The sequence below is a fragment of the Paracoccus fistulariae genome (genome assembly GCF_028553785.1).
GTDB lineage: Bacteria > Pseudomonadota > Alphaproteobacteria > Rhodobacterales > Rhodobacteraceae > Paracoccus > Paracoccus fistulariae.
In genome coordinates this window covers 2,127,281-2,144,240 of the sequence record NZ_CP067136.1, presented here as the reverse complement: position 1 = coordinate 2,144,240, position 16,960 = coordinate 2,127,281, and the positions used below count along the sequence as shown (strand labels likewise).

The following is a 16,960-nucleotide window of genomic DNA, read 5'->3' as shown; positions in this document are numbered from 1 at the left end:
CGCAGACTGCCGCGTCAAGTCACCTCGTCAGGCCGGTGGGCTCAGGCGACATCGTCCAGATTGCGGGTCGGGCGCACGCCAAGCGCGGCGCAGACCTCGGCCGTCAGTTCGGGACGGTTCAGCGTATAGAAATGCAGCCGGTCCACACCGCCCGCGATCAGGTCGCGGCACAGCGTGATACAGGTCTCGGCGGCCAGACGACGCTCGGCCTCGGGGCCCTCGGCGGCGGCGGCCGAGAACGCATGCTCGGCCCAGTCCGGAACGCTGGTACCGCAGGCGGCGGCAAAACGCTTGGTGCCTGCCCAGCCCTGAATCGGCAGGATGCCGGGGATGATCGGCACGTCGATCCCCGCAGCCGCGCATTTGTCGCGAAAGCGGAAATAGGTCTCGGCGTCAAAGAAGAACTGTGTCATCGCGCTGGTCGCGCCGGCGTCGATCTTGCGCTTCAGCCATGCGACATCGGCATCTGTATCGGGGCTTTCGGGATGCGGCTCGGGATAGGCGCCGACGCGGATCTGCATGTCGCCGCGCTTGGCAATCGCCTCGATCAGTTCGACCGAACTGGCAAAGCCGTCCGGATAGGGGGTGAATTTGTCCTGCCCTTTCGGCGCATCGCCGCGCAGGGCGACGATTTCGCGAATGCCCGCATCGGCATAGCTTTGCACGATCTCCATGGTTTCGTCGCGGGTCGCCTCGACACAGGTCAGATGCGCGGCGACGTGCAGCCCGTAATGCTTGGCGATGGTGGTGACGGCCTCATGGGTCAGCTGGCGCGTGGTGCCGCCCGCCCCATAGGTGACCGAGACGAAATCCGGGTTCAGCGGGGCCAGCGCACGAGCCGTTTCCCACAGCCGGAACGAGGCATCCAGCGTCTTGGGCGGGAAAAACTCGAAGCTGATTTTCGGCGTTGCGGCGGACATGACGATTCCTTTCATTTGCGGCCTTGTCTCACATTGGTCGGCGTGAGACAAATTCATAATCTTCAAGATGAAGTTGAGCGGCTTTCATATGCATCTGGAATTACGGCATCTGCGGACGGTTCATGCGGTCCATGAACAGGGCGGGCTGGCCCGCGCGGCGGATGTTCTGAATATCACACAATCGGCCCTGTCGCATCAGATCAAGGCGCTGGAGGAACAGGCGGGCGTCGAGTTGTTCGTCCGCCGGGCCAAGCCGATGCGCCTGTCGCCTGCGGGGATGCGACTGCTGCGGCTGGCCGAACAGGTTCTGCCGATGGTCGCCGCCACCGAGGCCGAATTCAAGGGGGTCGAGGCGGGTCGGATCGGGCGGCTGCATATCGCGATGGAATGCCATGCCTGTTTCGACTGGCTGCTGCCGGTGCTGGACATCTTCCGCCGCGCCTGGCCCGAGGTGGACGTGGATATCCGCCAGCGTCTGGCCTTCGGCGCCTTGCCCGCGCTGGCCCGGCAAGAGGTGGATCTGGTGATTTCCTCGGATCCCGAAGACATGCCGGGCATCCATTACCAGCCCCTGTTCGACTATGCCCCCACGCTGGTCGCCGCGGCCGGGCACCCGCTGGTGCAGAAAGGCTATGCCGAGCCGCAGGATCTGGCCGGGGAAACCCTGATCACCTATCCGATGGACCGCGCGCGGCTGGATGTGTTCAGCCAGTTCCTGACCCCGGCCGGGGTCGAGCCCGCGCAGCAGCGTCAGGTGGAACTGACGGCGGTGTCGCTGATGCTGGTCGCCTCAGGGCGCGGCGTGGCGGTAATGCCCGACTGGGTTCTGCGCCGCGAGGCCGCCAATCCCGAACTGGCCATGCTGCCTTTGGGCCGGGGTGGCATCCTGCGTCGCCTTTATGCCGCGATTCGCGAAGAGGATCTCAGCCAGCCCTATATTGCGCATGTCCTGCGGCTGGCGCGGACCGAACCCCTGCGGATGCTGCGGGGCGCGGCGGGATAAACTTGTCGCGCCGCTGCGGCCTTTCCCACGCGCATGCTTCACATTTCGCGCGTCTCGCCCTATGACGCAGCCAACCCCATATCCCGGAGCATCTGATGGCAAGCGCCAATCTGAACATCATGATCAAGGCCGCGCGCAAGGCCGGTCGCAGTCTCGTCAAGGATTTTCGCGAGGTCGAGAACCTGCAGGTCAGCGTCAAGGGCGCGGGCGACTTTGTCAGCAAGGCCGATCGCGAGGCCGAGCGGATCATCAAGGATGAGCTGCGCGGCGCGCGCCCGAATTACGGCTGGCTGGGTGAGGAAACCGGCGAGGATGCGGGCGAAGACCCGACCCGCCGCTGGATCGTCGATCCGCTGGACGGGACGACCAATTTTCTGCACGGCCTGCCGCATTGGGCGGTCAGCATCGCGCTGGAGCATAAGGGAGAGATCGTCGCATCGGTCATTTTCGACGCCGCCAAGGACGAGCTTTTCGTGGCGGAAAAGGGCGGCGGCGCCTTCATGAACGATCAGCGGCTGCGGGTCTCGGGCCGTCGTCAGCTGATCGATTCGATCTTTGCCACGGGCATTCCTTTTGCCGGGCGCGGTCCGCTGCCTGCCGCCCTGCAGGATCTGGCGCGGCTGATGCCGCTGACCGCGGGTGTGCGCAGGCTTGGCGCGGCCTCTCTGGATCTGGCCTATGTCGCGGCCGGTCGTTTTGACGGCTATTGGGAACGTGGCAATCAGCCCTGGGATGTCGCCGCAGGGATCCTGATGGTGCGCGAGGCGGGCGGCTTTGTCGAAGGCATCCGCGACGGTGACGATCCGTTGGAATCGGGCCGCATGATCGCGGCCAACCCGCAGCTTTTCGAAGCCTTCGCCAAGGTCGTGCGCAGCCGCGACTAGGCAATTCCGACTGTCTGGAAAAAGTTTTCGCTCAACCTTCTGCCGATGCCTTGACCTTGCCCCTGCATGGGCGCATGCGCGGGGCAAGCAGGAGGTGCGATGATGTCGGACGACAGCCAGGATCAGACAGCCTATCCCGCGGCCACCGCTGCGGCTGCGGTGCCGCCGGTGCCGCCACGGGCGACCTCGGTCGGGGTGGACCGGACCGGGCTTGCGATCCTGCTGATTTGTCTGGTCAGCTTCATCTTTGCGGTCCAGGACGGCTTTTCGCGCTTTCTGGGCGACGGCTATCCGCCGGTGCTGATCGTCATGATCCGCTATTGGGTCTTTGCGGTTTTCGTGATTGCGCTGGTGTCGCGGCAAAGGGGCGGGCTGCGGCGCGCCATCAAGACCCGCCGCCCGTTCACGCAGATCGCGCGCGGGGCGATTCTGGTGTCCGAAACGCTGGTCATTCTTGAGGGCTTCGTGCGTCTGGGCCTGATCGAGACCCATGCCGTCTTTGCCGTCTATCCGCTGCTGGTCGCCGCGCTGTCGGGACCGATTCTGGGCGAAAAGGTCGGCTGGCGGCGCTGGACCGCCATCTGCATCGGCTTCGTCGGCATTCTGGTCATCCTGCAACCGGGCAGCGGCGTGATGCGCAGCGAGGCCCTGCTGCCCTTCATCGCGGCATTGCTGTTCGCGCTTTACGGCCTGCTGACGCGGCATGTCTCGCGCGATGATCCGGCGGTGGTCAGCTTCTTCTGGACCGGGATCTCGGGCGCGGTCTGCATCACGGTGGTCGGCATCTGGCAGTGGGAATGGCTGGCGCCCGTGGACTGGCTGTGGATGGCCGGGCTGTGCAGCATGGCGATTCTGTCCCATTATCTGCTGATCCGCGCCTATGAAATGGCCGAGGCCGCCGCGCTGCAGCCCTTTGCCTATACGCAGCTTGTCTGGGTCAGCGTGATCGGCGTTCTGGTATTCAATGAGGTCCTGCGCCCGAATGTCGTGACCGGCGGGGCGATCGTGGTCGCGGCGGGTCTGTTCACGCTGTGGCGGGCACGCGTCCGGGCTGCGTGATCTAATTCTGCTGCAGGAATGTGTTGGGCGCGGCGATGGAACCGGCGACCCAGTTTTCGGGCAGGCGAGGCCCGATAAAGGGCTTCGCGACGGGTCTTTTCGACAGCGCCAGCGTCAGCCGGACGGGCGGCGGCGGGATCAGCCCGCCCCCGCTAAGGTCAAAGCTGGGAACGATCGGCGCGGGCTTGCCGCTGATGCGCGCGCGATAGATCGGCATCGCCTCGGTCACGCGCATGACATAGTTGCGGGTTTCGTCAAAGGGGATCAACTCGACCCAATCGACCGGATCGGCCTCGCGGCGCAGATCCCCGAAATCGCCCAGCCAGCGGGCAGGGCGGCCCGGCCCGGCATTATAGCCCGAGGCGATCAGCGCCGTGGATGAGCCAAAGCGATCCTTCAGCCCCTGAAGATAAGCTGCCCCAAGCTGCGCGTTATAGGCAGGATCGGTTGTCAGCCGGGCGGGCTGATAGGGCAGGCGCAGCTTGCGCGCCATTTCCTCGGCCGTTCCGGGCATCAGCTGCATCAACCCGCGCGCGCCGACATGGCTGCGGACGGTGTGGTTGAATTCGGATTCCTGTCGCGCGATGGACAGGACCAGTTCCGGTGGCAGACCCAGATCCGCCGATTCCAGTCCGGTCAGGGGGAAATGCGCCGCCGGATAGATCACGCCCTGATCGGCGGCGCGTTTCGACAGGCGCAGGCCGTGCCAGGGGGCGCCGGCCTCGATCATCAGCCGCGCCATGCGGCCGATATCTTCGGGATCGGCGGTTTCTGACAGATGCAGGAAAAACCGCTGCGCCTCATCCGGGCGACCGGTGGCCAGAAGCCACAGCCCGGCTTCGAAGGCGGTGCTTTGCGACAGATCCGACCCGCGCCAGTCGGGCAGCGTCTGGACCGCGCGACCGGCCACGGCATATTCGGCGGGCATCTGCGCGCCGATCTTTTCGGCGGCCAGTTGTCCGTAATAAACGCCGGGCATCGCTGCCGCGCGGGCATAGGCCTCGGCTGCCGCCCTGTCATTGCCCAGATCCTCATGCGCGCGCGCCTGCCAATAGAGGGCGCGGGCGGTGCTGATGGCGCTGCCGACCACGGTTTCAAGATGCAGGAAATGCGCGATCGCGCGATCCGGTGCCTGCTGATGCAATGCGGCAAAGCCCGCCAGCCATTCCAGATCCGGATAATGCTTGTTGTCCGGTGTCAGGTAATGGGGGGCCGCCAGTTTTTCGGCCCGCGCCCAGTCGCCATTGCGCATGGCAAGCCGCGCATAATCCACGCGCATCTGTGCCCAGGCATCGGGGTTGCGCAGCGCCTTGGCGCTGGTCGAGGAGTCGAGCATCAGCGCCTGCGCGCCCTCGTGCTGCTTGGCACGGACGCGCCACAGGAAGCGGTCCAGCGTCAGGCCGGGATCGGCGCGCTGCGCCTCGGGCAGGGCCAGGATCAGGTCATCGACGCCGGGCCGACCAGCTTGCAAGGCGATACGCGCGGCCAGCAGCGGCCGGTCACCCTCGGGCAGTTTCGGCAGCAGGCGTTGCGCCTGTGCCCATTCCTGCCGGTCCAGCATGGCTGTCGCACGCGCGCTCAGCAGCGGCGTCAGTTCCTGCGGATAGGCCTCTAGGAATTGCGCCTCTTCCGGGCCGTCCAGCGGCTGGTTCAGCCAAAAGCGCCTGCGTTCCCTGCGCGCCTCTTCGGCGGTCAGGGTCGCCAGATAGGCGTTCTCGGCCTGCAGGGTTTCGGGCAGGCGATCCTCGAACCAATCGCGCAGATCCTGCACCGGCAGATCGGGGCGCAGGCGTGCATCGCCGCGTTCCTGCAGCAAGGCAAGGCCGGGCCAGTCGCCATTGGCGCGGATGAAGGCCAGATAATCGTCGAAATCGCCATAGCCTGCGCGCAGGGCCTGCCAGCCGATCAGCGCCTCGGCCATCGGCCCGGAACGGGCGGCGGCGGCGCGGGCGGTGGTCCAGTCGCGGGCATCGGCGGCAGAGAGGGCAAGCGCCATCGCGCCCGCATCCTCGGCCCGGGCAAGGGGCGCGAAGGGCAGCGTGGCCAGCATTCCGGCGGCAAACATGTTACGCAGAAGTCGCATCGACCCCATGTGTCTATGGCATTTCGGCAAGACGCAATTCACAACCTTGGCAAAATTCGCCCCGGGCGCTAGTTAGGCGCGAATTTATCGTCAACCTCAAGGAGCGTGTCATGTTCAAAGGGTCTATTCCCGCCCTCGTCACGCCGTTCACCCCGGACGGCGAGCTGGATCTGGGCACGCTCAAGAAACTGGTTGAATGGCATGTCGAACAGGGCAGCCACGGTCTGGCGCCGGTGGGGACCACCGGGGAAAGCCCGACGCTGAGCCATGATGAGCATCGCCAGGTGATCGAAGAGGTGATCCGCGCCGTCGATGGGCGCATTCCGGTCATCGCCGGGGCGGGATCGAATTCCACGCGCGAGGCCACGGGTCTGGTGCAATTCGCGCAAGAGGCCGGGGCGCAGGGCGCGCTGGTCGTGACGCCCTATTACAACAAGCCAACGCAAGATGGTCTGATCGCGCATTACACGGCCCTGCACGATGCCAGCGACCTGCCGATCATCATCTATAACATTCCGCCGCGTTCGGTGATCGACATGACGCCCGAGACCATGGGGCAACTGGCCGAATTGCCGCGGATCGCCGGTGTGAAGGACGCCACCGGCAAGCTGGAGCGCGTCAGCCTGCAGCGCATGAGTTGTGGCAAGGAGTTCATCCAGCTGTCGGGCGAGGATGCGACCGCGCTGGCCTTTAACGCCCATGGCGGTGTGGGCTGCATCTCGGTCACCGCGAATGTCGCGCCGAAGCTATGCGCCGAGTTCCAGAATGCCACGCTGGCGGGCGATTTCGCCAAGGCGCTGGATTATCAGGACAGGCTGATGCCGCTGCATCATGCGATCTTTATCGAGCCGGGTCTGGTGGGGGTGAAATATGCCATGTCGCGGCTGGGCCTGTGCGAGGCGCGGGTACGCCTGCCGCTGACGCCCCTGGCCGAGGCGACCTGCCGCAGGATCGATGCGGCGCTGGAGCATGCGGGGCTGCTGTAGCGCCCGCCTTGCCGATGGCGCTGCGGTGGCGGGGTCGGGATCTGGATATTTTTGCACAAAAGATGGGCTGTTCCGGGTCGTGATCCGGGGCGGCTTTTCGGCAGATCGCGTAAAATTGTCGCGAATTTTCAGCGCCTCTCTGCAAGAATCCGCCGGGCGGACTTTTCAACGGGGGTTTTGCGGCCCATATTGGAGGGTGAGGAGAACGTGACCATGCCTTTGCCGCATTTTCTGCTGATCTTGTTGACTGTCGTTCTGGCCGCAGCGCTGACGCTGTGGGTGACGGTCTCGGCGGGGATTCCGATGGTCGCGGTTCTGCTGCTGGCGTTGAGCGCGGCGGCGCTGCTGCATTTCGGGCATCGCGACCGGCATGATCAGGACGGCTGATCGCGGTCAGCTTTCCAGTTCGGCATCCCAGTAAAGGAAGTCCATCCAGCTGTCATGCAGGTGGTTCGGCGGGAAGCGTCGGCCGACCGCGTGCATTTCCTCGGACGAGGGGCGGCGCGGGGTACGGCGCAGATGCATGCCGCAATGGCGCAGGCTGCGATTGGCCTTGCGCAGGTTGCAGGGGCTGCAGGCAGCGACGACGTTTTCCCAGCTGGTGACGCCGCCGCGCGACCGGGGGACCACGTGATCGAAGGTCAGGTCGCCCTTGGCGCCGCAATACTGGCAGCAGAATTCATCCCGCAGGAAAAGATTAAAGCGCGTGAAGGCCACGCGCTTTTGGGGTTTCACATAATCTTTCAGGACGACGACCGAGGGGATCCGGAAGCTTTGCCTTTGACTTCGGACCACGTCGTCATATTCGGCAATGATCGTGACGCGGTCCAGAAACACCGCCTTGATCGCCTCTTGCCAGGGCCAGAGAGACAACGGGTAATAGCTGAGCGGACGGAAATCCGCGTTCAGGACCAGTGCGGGATTATGCCGCAGCGACGCAGGTTCGCGCACGAACTGGGTTCGAAATTCGGTCTGATGATGCTTGTCCAGCATGTCGCTTTCCCTGCCTGCCCCGTATGGGTGGTCCGGGGCGCCATCCAGATCATGACAATAACTATATATCGTGTCGGGAAACTGGCAAGCCCCGAACTGTGGAAAGGGTTAGCAAGTCATGGTGACATTGGCGTGACAGATTGCGGGTTCGCGATGCGCGTGCCATCCTTGCCCGATGGTGCAGGAAACTCCCCCGCTGGCGGGCGTGCTGGAAAGCGCGCTTTATGCCGATGATCTGGACGCGGCCCGGGCCTTTTGGCAAGGCCTGATGGGGCTGGAGGTCATCGTCGCCGTGCCGGGGCGCCACGTGTTTTTTCGCGTGACGGATCTGCCCTGGCCGCAGGTGCTGCTGGTCTTTCGTCCCGACGCGACCGAGACGCCGCCGCGCCCGGATGCGCGTTTGCCGGTGCCGCCGCATGGCGCGCGCGGGCCGGGGCATTTCTGCCTGGCGGTCGCGGCGGAGGATCTGGATGGCTGGCGCCGCTATCTTGAAGATCGCGGCGTCGCCATCGAGGCTGATTTCTGCTGGCCCGGCGGTGCGCGGTCGATTTATTTCCGCGACCCCGCAGGCAATTCCATCGAATTGGGCGAGCCCAGGATGTGGGCCTGAGCGGCCGGTTACTTGTCCAGCCGATCTTTCAGGAAGGACAGCGCCACGCCCAGCCCGTCGGGCGCGATGCCGTGGCCGGTGCCCTCCATCACATGCCCGTAGACGGTGAAACCCGCCTGTTGCAGCGCCTGCCCGGCGATGTTCATGTCCTGGAAGGGGACGACCTCGTCCTGATCGCCGTGGATCAGCAGGACCGGCGGCTTGACCAGAGCCTCAGCCTCTATCAGTTCGGGTTGCAGCAGGCGGCCAGAGATGCCGACAATGCCCGCGACCTCTTGATCTCGACGCGGCAGCACCTGCAGCGCCATCATCGTGCCCTGTGAAAAACCGATCACGACCATGCGGTCTGCGTTCAGCCTCTCATCCGCCAGCACCTTGTCCAGAAACTGGTTCAGCGCCGTCACGGATGCGGCCATGGATTCTGCGGCCTGCGCCTCGGATGAGCCATCCAGCCAGGGGATTGGAAACCACTGATAGCCCATCGGGTTGCCCTTGCAGCGTTCGGGCGCGTCCGGGGCGTAAAAGGCCGTGCCCGGCAGGTGCTGCGACAGCGGATCGGCCAGCCCCAGCAGATCGACGCCATCCGCGCCATAGCCATGCAGGAAGACGACCACCGCATCGGCGTTGTCCGGTCCTTTGCGGGCGTATTTCAACTGGCTCATGTAATTCCCTCGCGTCCTTTTGCGTGTCGGTAATAGGCCCAGAGCCCCCGGGCGGCAACCGCGCGCCATGGTGCCCATGGTTGGGCCAGATCGCGCAGTGCGGCGGGGGTGGGGCGTTCGGGCAGCTCATACATCATCCGCGCCGCTTCCTGCAGCGCCAGATCGCCGGCCGCGATGATATCGGCGCGGCCAAGGGCGAATTTCAGATAGATCTCGGCGGTCCATATGCCGATGCCGGGCAGGGCGACCAGCGTGGCGATGGCCTGATCGTCGGGCATGTCGCGCAGGTCCAGCCAGTCGGGCTCGGCGCGCGCGATGCCCTGCAGATAGCGGATTTTCGGGCGTGACAGGCCCGCATTGCGCAGGTCATCGTCGCTGGCCGCCGCGATGGCCGGGGCGGTCAGCAGACCGGCCGCCTCCATCCGTTGCCAGATGGCGGCGGCGGCGGCGATGGAGATCTGCTGGCCGACGATGGCGCTGGCGATGGCTTCGAAACCTTCAGGGCGGCGGCGCAAGGGCAGGGGGCCAAGCTGTGGCAGGATCCGCGCCCAAACCTGGCAGATGCTGGCCAGATGGGCCGATCCCTCGGCCAGATCCTCGGCGGTGTCGATCACGCGTCCCCGATATCTTGCGGGGTCAGGGGCCAAGGTCGGCCTGTGCTTCCAGCTTCAGTCGCGTTTCCCAGGCCATCGAGATATGCTGCCGCAGGGCCTGATCGGCGGCACTGCCATCTCCCGCCGCAATCGCATCCACGATCCGCTTATGCTCGGCCAGCGCGGTTTCGCCGCGCCCTTCGGCGGCCAGCGAGGTCTTGGCCATCAGCGCCATGCTGCGATGAACCAGATCAAGCTGTTGCACCAGATAGCGGTTATGCGAGGCCAGATGGATCTGGTGGTGAAAACGCTTGTTGGCGCGGGCCAGCGCCTGCGGATCGTGCATCGCCTTCTGATCCTCGGACACCATCTGGGCCAGCACGCGCACCTCTTCGGGTGTGGCGTGGCGGGCGGCCAGACGCGCGGCCAGCCCCTCCAACTCGGCGCGGACGACGTAAAGCTCGGCCAGCTGGTTGTGATCCAGCGTGGCGACGATCAGGCTGCGGCCATCCCGCACCACCATCTGCTGCGTCTCCAGCCGCTGCAGCGCCTCTCGCACCGGGGTGCGGGATACACCAAGCGATTCGGCAAGCTCGGATTCGACCAGACGGTCGCCCGGGCGATAGGTGCCAGCCTCGATCGCGGCAAGGATCAGGGAATATGCGTCATCTTTCATGCGCGCCAGACTTGTCCGGGGCGTGCGCGATTGCAAGGGCGCTGTTTGATCTGTATCCGGGGGGCATGGACTTCACACATGTCGATGTCTGGATCTTTGATCTGGATAACACGCTTTACCCGCCGGAAATGGCGCTTTTCCCGCAGATCGAGGCGCGGATGACCGCCTATGTCATGCGGGTGCTGGATTGCGATCACGCCCGTGCCGATCAGCTGCGTGACGAATACTGGCGCAGCCATGGCACCACGCTGGCGGGCCTGATGGAGCGGCATGGCGTCGATCCAAGCGATTATCTCGCCGATGTCCATGATATCGACTTTGATGTGCTCAGCCCGGCGCCGGATCTGTGTGCGGCGATCCATGCCCTGCCGGGGCGCAAGCTGATCCACACCAATGCCGATTCGACCTATGCGCGCAAGGTGCTGGCGGCGCGGGGGCTGGACATGTTCACCCAGATCTTTGGCGTGGAAGAGACCGGCTATCATCCCAAACCCAACCGCGCGGCCTTCGATGCGGTGATTGCGCAAAGCGGCATCGACCCGCGCCGCGCCGCGTTTTTCGAGGATGATCCCCGCAATCTGGCCGTGCCGCATGAACTGGGCATGCGCACGGTGCTGGTCGGTCCACGACGTGGCCCGGATGTCGTGTCCGATGATGCGGCGGGCCAGAAACTGCCCGCCCATATCGATCGCCACACCCGCGATCTGACCGCCTTTCTGCAATCGCTGACCGCGTCGCGGGTCTGATGGCCTGCGACCTTGCGTGCTCTGGCCTTGGCCGTGCGTTCGGGGCATGATCGGCGCGATGCAATCAGGATGGCCGCGATGACGGATAGCAGCTTTGAACAGGTCGATGTTCTGATCTCGGGCGGGGGGATTGCCGGGCTGATCGCCGCGGCGGCCTTCGGTGCCGAGGGGCATAGCGTGCTCTGCGTCGATCCCGCGCCCCCGGTGACCGAGGAAGGCGCCGAGGGCGCCGATCTGCGCAGCACCGCCTTTCTGACGCCCTCGGTCTCGCTGCTGGGCCAGATCGGATTGTGGGAGCGTCTGTCGCCCCATGCCACGCCCTTGCAGGTCATGCGGATCGTGGATGCGGGCGGGGCGCAGCCCGCCGCACGCCTGATCCGCGATTTCGACGCGGCAGAGATCGGCGATCAGCCCTTTGGCTGGAACCTGCCCAACTGGCTGCTGCGGCGAGAGATCTCGTCCCGGCTGACGCAATTGCAGACGGTGCGCTTTCAGCCCGGTCTGGCCACCGCGCAGGTGGTCGCGCGGGATGAGGCCGCCCTGGTCACGCTGTCGGATGGGCGGCAGGTCCGGGCGCGGCTGTTGATCGGTGCGGATGGGCGCAATTCGCCGGTGCGGCAGGCGCTGGGGATCGGGGTGCGCACCTTCCGCTATGGCCAGAAGGCGCTGGCCTTTGCCGTCACCCATGATCTGCCGCATGAGAATGTCTCGACCGAGATCCACCGCTCGGGCGGGCCGTTCACGCTGGTGCCGCTGCCTGATCGCGACGGGCGGCCCGGTTCGGCCGTGGTCTGGATGGAAAGCGGCCCCGAGGTCGCCCGGCTGGCCGCCCTGCCGCCCGAGGAATTCGAGGCTGCCCTGAACGAGCGCTCGGCAGGAATTCTGGGCCATCTGACACCCGCGACGCGGCTGAGCCAATGGCCGATCATCAGCCAGATCGCCGACAGTTTCATCGGCCCGCGCACCGCTCTGATCGCCGAGGCCGCCCATGTCCTGCCACCCATTGGCGCGCAGGGTCTGAACATGAGCCTGGCCGATCTGGCCGCGCTGATCGAGCTGAATCGCAATGATCCCGGCAATGCGGCGGCGCTGGCCGACTATAACCGCAAGCGCCGCCCCGACGCCTATGCCCGCCTGCTGGGCATCGATGCGCTGAACCGTGCCAGCCAGGCCTCCTTGCGACCCTTGCGCGATCTGCGGGCGGCGGCGCTGGGCGGGCTGTATGGCGTGGCGCCGGTGCGACGGCTGATGATGCGGGCAGGTCTGGGGCTGCGCTGACGCCTTTGGCGGCCGCAGTACTATTGCTTTGGGCTTAATGTCGAAACAGTCTCGCTTCGCGTTGAGCGTCTGCCCGGGTGGGCGCGGAACGCGCCCGCCGTGGGGCGGGCGGACGCGTGCCTGCCGCTGGCGCGACAGGCAGGCTGAGCGGATATGTATCAACCTGAACCCGAAACGCTCTATTGCTTTGGGCGCGCGTGGGAATGCGCCTATATCGGTGTCATGCTGAGGATCGAACATGGCCTGCCCCCGTCGATGCGGCAGGCGGCGGCGGAACTGTATTGGGAGGCATTTGGCGCCAAGCTGGGCAAGCTGCTTGGCCCGGCGCCGCGCGGCGTGGCCTTCTTTGCCCAGACGGTGCACCCGCCTTCGGTCCTTGCGGCGTTGGACGGGGATGACCTGCTTGGCATCGCGGCCTTCCAGACTGACGGGACGGGCTTTTCGCAGGCCGGGATCGCGGATCTGTTCCGGCACTATGGGATTGGCGCGTTGTGGCGGCTGGTTCCGCTGGCCATGCTGGAACGATCAGCGCCCGGCGACAGCTTGCAGATGGATGGCATTTGCGTTCGTGCCGATGCGCGCGGCAAAGGCGTGGGGGCGGCATTGTTTCAGGCGCTTTTCGCCCATGCCCGTGCGCAGGGCTATGCCCATATCACGCTGGATGTGATTGACAGCAATCCGCGTGCCCGCGCCCTGTACGAGCGGCTGGGCTTTGTGGCCAGGGGCACCGAAAGCACGTCCTTTCTGCAACCGCTGCTTGGCTTTTCCGCAGCCACCCGGATGCGGCTGACGCTGTAATCGGTCCGCGTGATGGCAAGGCTGTGGGCGCGGGGTCTGCGGTCCACGGCCTTGCCGATACAAGGCTTTCAGCCCTATTTAGCCGACAGCACGGGGCTCAGAACCGCCAGGAGGCGCGCAGCCCGGCGCTCCAGGCGTCGGCATCGATGCCAGAGCCGCCGATATCGTTGAAGTTATGCTCCAACAGTTCCAGGCTGACATTGGCCCGGTCGCTGACGGCATAGGCCGCGCCGATGCCGTAGAAGCCGCCCCAATCGTCACCAAGGCCATCGACATCCACATTGGCCGTACCGGCGGCCAGATAGACCAGGGCCGGCCCAAGATCATAGCCCAGCGTGGCCTTCAGGCGCATCACGCGGTCGACAGAGATCGCCCCGGGAACCAGATCGAGATTGGTCCAGTCATGCTCGAATTCGCCGCCGACAACCCAATCCCCGGCATCCATCCGGTATCCGGCATGGATGCCGTAAGCGGTGTCATTCTCCTTGATGCCGGGAACGCTTGTATCCACCTCCAGATTGCCAATCCCGATACCGGCATAGAACCCTGACCAGTCTTCGGCCAATACCGACGTCGCCGACAGCGCCAGTGCAGCCGCGCCGATTGCAAAATGCTTTCTCATTCCAACCTCCATTCAAATGTCGATCCGAGTGGGCGTCACCTCTGCGCGCCCATCAGACTCTACGGGCCGCCACCGCCGAAAGTTGCAAAGCGCTGTCTGGTGATGTGTTGGGGATCATGTCAGCCACGTCACAAAGCGCCGGCGCTTGCCTTTCGTGATGGCGTCCCTATTTTACCGGGCAGAGGACGACCTCCCCATCATGGGTCACGCAGCCGGGACGACCCGGCAAAGCCAAGAAGGTCTGTCATGCCCTGGATCACCCTTATCGCCGCCGGTCTGCTGGAAATCGTCTGGGCGACCGCCATGAAGCAATCGCAGGGGTTTACCCGGATCCTGCCGACCGGGATCATGCTGGTCGGCATGGTGGCCTCTTTCTGGCTGCTGGCCATCGCGATGCGCAGCCTGCCGCTGGGCACGTCCTATATGGTCTGGACCGGGATCGGCGCGGTCGGCGCCTTTATCGTCGGCGTGGTGCTGTTTGGTGAGCCGGTGACGATGGGGCGGCTGGTCGCGGCGGGGCTGATTCTGGCCGGGATTGTGGCGATGAAGCTGGCCTCGTGACCGGATTCCGGGTGCTTCTGACCGAAAACCACCCCTCTGCGGCATGAAAACATCTTGAAACCGGCGCCGACAGCAATTTCCTTCCCTTCCTAAGGATGGTAAACCGCGCCCAGCCAAAGGAGTCGAGCCAATGCCTGCATATCGTTCACGCACCACCACCCACGGCCGCAACATGGCGGGCGCACGCGGATTGTGGCGGGCGACCGGTGTGAAGGACAGCGATTTCGGCAAGCCGATCATTGCCATCGTGAACAGCTTCACCCAATTCGTGCCGGGCCATGTCCATCTGAAGGATCTGGGCCAGCTGGTCGCGCGCGAGGTCGAAGCAGCGGGCGGGATCGCCAAGGAGTTCAACACCATCGCCGTGGATGACGGCATTGCGATGGGCCATGACGGCATGCTGTATTCGCTGCCCTCGCGTGAGGTGATCGCGGATTCGGTGGAATATATGGTCAACGCCCATTGCGCCGATGCGATGGTCTGCATCAGCAATTGCGACAAGATCACCCCCGGCATGCTGATGGCGGCGCTGCGTCTGAATATTCCGGTCGTTTTCGTCTCGGGCGGACCGATGGAGGCCGGCAAGGTCGTGCTGGAAGATGGCAAGGTCAAGGCGCTGGATCTGGTCGATGCCATGGTCGCGGCGGCCGATGACAATGTCTCGGACGCCGATGTGCAGGCGATCGAGCGTTCGGCCTGTCCGACCTGCGGGTCCTGTTCGGGCATGTTCACGGCCAATTCGATGAACTGCCTGACCGAGGCGCTTGGTCTGTCGCTGCCCGGCAATGGCTCGACCCTCGCGACCCATGCGGACCGCAAGCGGCTGTTCGTCGAGGCGGGGCATCTGGTCGTCGATCTGGCGCGTCGCTATTACGAAGGCGACGATGCCAGCGTCCTGCCGCGTTCTATCGCCAGTTTCGAGGCGTTCAAGAACGCGATGACGCTGGATATCGCCATGGGCGGTTCGACCAACACCGTGCTGCACCTGCTGGCTGCGGCCTATGAGGGGCAGGTAGATTTCACCATGTCCGATATCGACAAGCTGTCGCGCAAGGTGCCGGTGCTGTGCAAGGTCGCCCCGGCCAAAAGCGATGTCCATATGGAGGATGTCCACCGCGCAGGTGGGATCATGGCGATTCTGGGTGAACTGGACCGCGCCGGTCTGCTGGATACCAGCGTCGGCAACGTCCATTCCGGCACGCTGGCCGAGGCGCTGGACCGCTGGGACGTGATGCGCACCGATGCGGCCTCGGTCCATGATTTCTACCGCGCGGCGCCGGGTGGCGTGCCGACGCAGACCGCATTCTCGCAGGATCGCCGCTATGACGATGTCGATACGGACCGCGCTGCGGGCGTGATCCGCGATGCCGAACATGCCTTTTCCAAGGATGGCGGTCTGGCCGTGCTTTACGGCAATCTGGCCGAGGATGGCTGTATCGTCAAAACCGCAGGCGTCGATGAATCGATCCTGAAATTCGAGGGCCCGGCGCATATCTTTGAAAGCCAGGATGACGCGGTGTCGGGCATCCTGACCGGCAAGGTCAAGGCGGGCGAGGTCGTGCTGATCCGCTACGAGGGACCGCGCGGCGGGCCGGGGATGCAGGAAATGCTGTATCCGACCAGCTATCTGAAATCGAAAGGTCTGGGCAAGGATTGCGCGCTGGTGACGGATGGTCGTTTCTCGGGCGGTTCATCGGGTCTGTCCATCGGCCATGTCTCGCCCGAGGCGGCCGAGGGCGGCACCATCGGACTGGTCGAGCAGGGCGATCTGATCCAGATCGACATTCCGAACCGGGTGATTCACCTGGCCGTGGATGATGCTGAACTGGCCGCCCGTCGTGAAACGCGCGATGCCGAAGGCTGGAAGCCCGTGAAGCCGCGTCAGCGCAAGATCACCACGGCGCTGCGGGCCTATGCCGCGCTGACCACCAGCGCGGCCAAGGGCGCGGTCCGGGTCGTGCCCGAGTGATCTGACCTAAGACGAGGGCGCATCGGCGCTGCGGCGACAGCCAAGCAGCTCCTGCGCCTCGTTTCCAAGGCTGGTGATGGCGGCGCTGGCCGCGCGTTCGGCCAGAATGCCCGGATCGGCGACAAGCTGATCGGCCATCTGCGACAGGTTGGTCAGCCGCGTATCAAGCTGCCCGGCCTTGTCGCGCAGCTTTGCCACGGTCTCTGGCGCGATCACGTCACGTTCCGAAATCGCCGCCAGATCCGCACGCAGCCCGGCGATTTCACTGGTCACCGAGGTGACGCCATTCTGCAAGGGCTGCAATTGCGTCAGGTTCACATGCAGATTGTCGCTGACGGCCCTGACCTCGCTGGCGATCCGCAGCCCCAGCCACAGACAGACCGCCAGCAGGATCAGCGTGGCGTTCAGCAAGGCCAGAACAAGGTTTTTCAACGTCTTTCCCAGGCTGCGTTCGCGCATTTCGCCCTCTCTTCAACTGAACTGTTTCGATCACATAAGGACAGGCCCGCGCCTGCAT

19 protein-coding genes are annotated in these 16,960 nt (G+C 64.9%); 11 read left to right on the top strand and 8 right to left on the bottom strand.

The annotated features are described in order from the left end of the window. Window positions 1-41 precede the first annotated feature (41 nt). Window positions 42-920, bottom strand: coding sequence for a methylenetetrahydrofolate reductase [NAD(P)H] (gene metF / locus JHX87_RS10535; RefSeq protein ID WP_271885030.1), 879 nt, complete (start codon window positions 918-920; stop codon window positions 42-44). Window positions 921-1,008: 88 nt separating this feature from the next. Here metF and JHX87_RS10530 point away from each other — a divergent pair, with 88 nt between their 5' ends. The 3 genes from JHX87_RS10530 to JHX87_RS10520 all read left to right on the top strand — a co-directional run bounded on the left by JHX87_RS10530 (window position 1,009) and on the right by JHX87_RS10520 (window position 3,866). Further along, window positions 1,009-1,923: a LysR family transcriptional regulator gene (locus tag JHX87_RS10530; protein WP_271885359.1), complete on the top strand. Its 915-nt coding sequence runs from the start codon at window positions 1,009-1,011 to the stop codon at window positions 1,921-1,923. A 92-nt stretch (window positions 1,924-2,015) separates the two neighbouring features. Next, on the top strand, window positions 2,016-2,807 hold the full coding sequence (locus JHX87_RS10525) for an inositol monophosphatase family protein (RefSeq protein WP_271885360.1): 792 nt from the start codon (window positions 2,016-2,018) through the stop codon (window positions 2,805-2,807). Between the two features lie 102 nt (window positions 2,808-2,909). Beyond that, window positions 2,910-3,866 (top strand): DMT family transporter, encoded by a 957-nt coding sequence (locus tag JHX87_RS10520; RefSeq protein WP_271885031.1) that lies wholly within the window; start codon window positions 2,910-2,912, stop codon window positions 3,864-3,866. A gap of 1 nt (window position 3,867) precedes the next feature. Here the strand turns inward: JHX87_RS10520 and JHX87_RS10515 are convergent, their stop codons facing one another. Then, entirely contained in the window at window positions 3,868-5,949 is a 2,082-nt protein-coding gene (locus JHX87_RS10515; RefSeq protein WP_271885033.1) for a lytic transglycosylase domain-containing protein, read from the bottom strand. A 110-nt stretch (window positions 5,950-6,059) separates the two neighbouring features. On the opposite strand from JHX87_RS10515, the gene dapA reads away from it, so the two are divergent. Both dapA and JHX87_RS10505 read left to right on the top strand, forming a co-directional pair. Next, window positions 6,060-6,935, top strand: a complete 876-nt coding sequence (gene dapA, locus JHX87_RS10510) for a 4-hydroxy-tetrahydrodipicolinate synthase (RefSeq protein ID WP_271885035.1) — start codon at window positions 6,060-6,062, stop codon at window positions 6,933-6,935. A 213-nt stretch (window positions 6,936-7,148) separates the two neighbouring features. Beyond that, window positions 7,149-7,322 (top strand): hypothetical protein, encoded by a 174-nt coding sequence (locus JHX87_RS10505; protein ID WP_271885036.1) that lies wholly within the window; start codon window positions 7,149-7,151, stop codon window positions 7,320-7,322. Window positions 7,323-7,328: 6 nt separating this feature from the next. Here JHX87_RS10505 and JHX87_RS10500 read toward each other — a convergent pair whose 3' ends face one another. Continuing rightward, window positions 7,329-7,928, bottom strand: coding sequence for an HNH endonuclease (locus JHX87_RS10500; protein ID WP_271885038.1), 600 nt, complete (start codon window positions 7,926-7,928; stop codon window positions 7,329-7,331). Between the two features lie 175 nt (window positions 7,929-8,103). Here JHX87_RS10500 and JHX87_RS10495 point away from each other — a divergent pair, with 175 nt between their 5' ends. Then, window positions 8,104-8,538 (top strand): VOC family protein, encoded by a 435-nt coding sequence (locus JHX87_RS10495; protein WP_271885039.1) that lies wholly within the window; start codon window positions 8,104-8,106, stop codon window positions 8,536-8,538. A gap of 8 nt (window positions 8,539-8,546) precedes the next feature. Here JHX87_RS10495 and JHX87_RS10490 read toward each other — a convergent pair whose 3' ends face one another. From JHX87_RS10490 to JHX87_RS10480, 3 genes are read right to left on the bottom strand one after another with little or no spacing between them, the layout of a single operon-like run. Next, entirely contained in the window at window positions 8,547-9,200 is a 654-nt protein-coding gene (locus tag JHX87_RS10490) for an alpha/beta hydrolase (protein ID WP_271885041.1), read from the bottom strand. Next, on the bottom strand, window positions 9,197-9,814 hold the full coding sequence (locus tag JHX87_RS10485; protein WP_271885043.1) for a DNA-3-methyladenine glycosylase family protein: 618 nt from the start codon (window positions 9,812-9,814) through the stop codon (window positions 9,197-9,199). Before JHX87_RS10485 ends, JHX87_RS10490 begins: the two co-directional genes overlap by 4 nt. 22 nt (window positions 9,815-9,836) lie before the next feature. Further along, entirely contained in the window at window positions 9,837-10,469 is a 633-nt protein-coding gene (locus JHX87_RS10480) for a GntR family transcriptional regulator (RefSeq protein WP_271885045.1), read from the bottom strand. A 65-nt stretch (window positions 10,470-10,534) separates the two neighbouring features. Between JHX87_RS10480 and JHX87_RS10475 the strand changes: the two genes are divergently transcribed. The 3 genes from JHX87_RS10475 (at window position 10,535) to JHX87_RS10465 (ending at window position 13,291) form a co-directional block, all read left to right on the top strand. Continuing rightward, window positions 10,535-11,215, top strand: a complete 681-nt coding sequence (locus JHX87_RS10475; protein ID WP_271885047.1) for a pyrimidine 5'-nucleotidase — start codon at window positions 10,535-10,537, stop codon at window positions 11,213-11,215. A gap of 78 nt (window positions 11,216-11,293) precedes the next feature. Beyond that, on the top strand, window positions 11,294-12,493 hold the full coding sequence (locus JHX87_RS10470; RefSeq protein WP_271885049.1) for a UbiH/UbiF family hydroxylase: 1,200 nt from the start codon (window positions 11,294-11,296) through the stop codon (window positions 12,491-12,493). A 153-nt stretch (window positions 12,494-12,646) separates the two neighbouring features. Then, window positions 12,647-13,291, top strand: coding sequence for a GNAT family N-acetyltransferase (locus tag JHX87_RS10465; protein WP_271885051.1), 645 nt, complete (start codon window positions 12,647-12,649; stop codon window positions 13,289-13,291). 97 nt (window positions 13,292-13,388) lie between these two features. Here JHX87_RS10465 and JHX87_RS10460 read toward each other — a convergent pair whose 3' ends face one another. Next, window positions 13,389-13,913, bottom strand: a complete 525-nt coding sequence (locus JHX87_RS10460) for an outer membrane beta-barrel protein (RefSeq protein WP_271885053.1) — start codon at window positions 13,911-13,913, stop codon at window positions 13,389-13,391. Window positions 13,914-14,159: 246 nt separating this feature from the next. Between JHX87_RS10460 and JHX87_RS10455 the strand changes: the two genes are divergently transcribed. Both JHX87_RS10455 and ilvD read left to right on the top strand, forming a co-directional pair. Continuing rightward, on the top strand, window positions 14,160-14,474 hold the full coding sequence (locus JHX87_RS10455; protein ID WP_271885055.1) for a DMT family transporter: 315 nt from the start codon (window positions 14,160-14,162) through the stop codon (window positions 14,472-14,474). A 130-nt stretch (window positions 14,475-14,604) separates the two neighbouring features. Beyond that, window positions 14,605-16,443, top strand: a complete 1,839-nt coding sequence (ilvD, locus tag JHX87_RS10450) for a dihydroxy-acid dehydratase (protein ID WP_271885057.1) — start codon at window positions 14,605-14,607, stop codon at window positions 16,441-16,443. Window positions 16,444-16,449: 6 nt separating this feature from the next. Here the strand turns inward: ilvD and JHX87_RS10445 are convergent, their stop codons facing one another. Next, on the bottom strand, window positions 16,450-16,902 hold the full coding sequence (locus tag JHX87_RS10445) for a hypothetical protein (protein WP_271885059.1): 453 nt from the start codon (window positions 16,900-16,902) through the stop codon (window positions 16,450-16,452). Window positions 16,903-16,960: the final 58 nt, after the last annotated feature.

Excerpts from the sequence above, each read along its gene's own strand:
- metF (WP_271885030.1), bottom strand. The coding sequence starts at position 920 with ATGTCCGCCGCAACGCCGAAAATCAGCTTCGAGTTTTTCCCGCCCAAG.
- JHX87_RS10530 (WP_271885359.1), top strand. The coding sequence starts at position 1,009 with ATGCATCTGGAATTACGGCATCTGCGGACGGTTCATGCGGTCCATGAA.
- JHX87_RS10520 (WP_271885031.1), top strand. The coding sequence starts at position 2,910 with ATGTCGGACGACAGCCAGGATCAGACAGCCTATCCCGCGGCCACCGCT.
- JHX87_RS10515 (WP_271885033.1), bottom strand. The coding sequence starts at position 5,949 with ATGCGACTTCTGCGTAACATGTTTGCCGCCGGAATGCTGGCCACGCTG.
- dapA (WP_271885035.1), top strand. The coding sequence starts at position 6,060 with ATGTTCAAAGGGTCTATTCCCGCCCTCGTCACGCCGTTCACCCCGGAC.
- JHX87_RS10505 (WP_271885036.1), top strand. The coding sequence starts at position 7,149 with ATGCCTTTGCCGCATTTTCTGCTGATCTTGTTGACTGTCGTTCTGGCC.
- JHX87_RS10500 (WP_271885038.1), bottom strand. The coding sequence starts at position 7,928 with ATGCTGGACAAGCATCATCAGACCGAATTTCGAACCCAGTTCGTGCGC.
- JHX87_RS10495 (WP_271885039.1), top strand. The coding sequence starts at position 8,104 with ATGGTGCAGGAAACTCCCCCGCTGGCGGGCGTGCTGGAAAGCGCGCTT.
- JHX87_RS10490 (WP_271885041.1), bottom strand. The coding sequence starts at position 9,200 with ATGAGCCAGTTGAAATACGCCCGCAAAGGACCGGACAACGCCGATGCG.
- JHX87_RS10480 (WP_271885045.1), bottom strand. The coding sequence starts at position 10,469 with ATGAAAGATGACGCATATTCCCTGATCCTTGCCGCGATCGAGGCTGGC.
- JHX87_RS10475 (WP_271885047.1), top strand. The coding sequence starts at position 10,535 with ATGGACTTCACACATGTCGATGTCTGGATCTTTGATCTGGATAACACG.
- JHX87_RS10470 (WP_271885049.1), top strand. The coding sequence starts at position 11,294 with ATGACGGATAGCAGCTTTGAACAGGTCGATGTTCTGATCTCGGGCGGG.
- JHX87_RS10465 (WP_271885051.1), top strand. The coding sequence starts at position 12,647 with ATGTATCAACCTGAACCCGAAACGCTCTATTGCTTTGGGCGCGCGTGG.
- JHX87_RS10460 (WP_271885053.1), bottom strand. The coding sequence starts at position 13,913 with ATGAGAAAGCATTTTGCAATCGGCGCGGCTGCACTGGCGCTGTCGGCG.
- JHX87_RS10455 (WP_271885055.1), top strand. The coding sequence starts at position 14,160 with ATGCCCTGGATCACCCTTATCGCCGCCGGTCTGCTGGAAATCGTCTGG.
- ilvD (WP_271885057.1), top strand. The coding sequence starts at position 14,605 with ATGCCTGCATATCGTTCACGCACCACCACCCACGGCCGCAACATGGCG.
- JHX87_RS10445 (WP_271885059.1), bottom strand. The coding sequence starts at position 16,902 with ATGCGCGAACGCAGCCTGGGAAAGACGTTGAAAAACCTTGTTCTGGCC.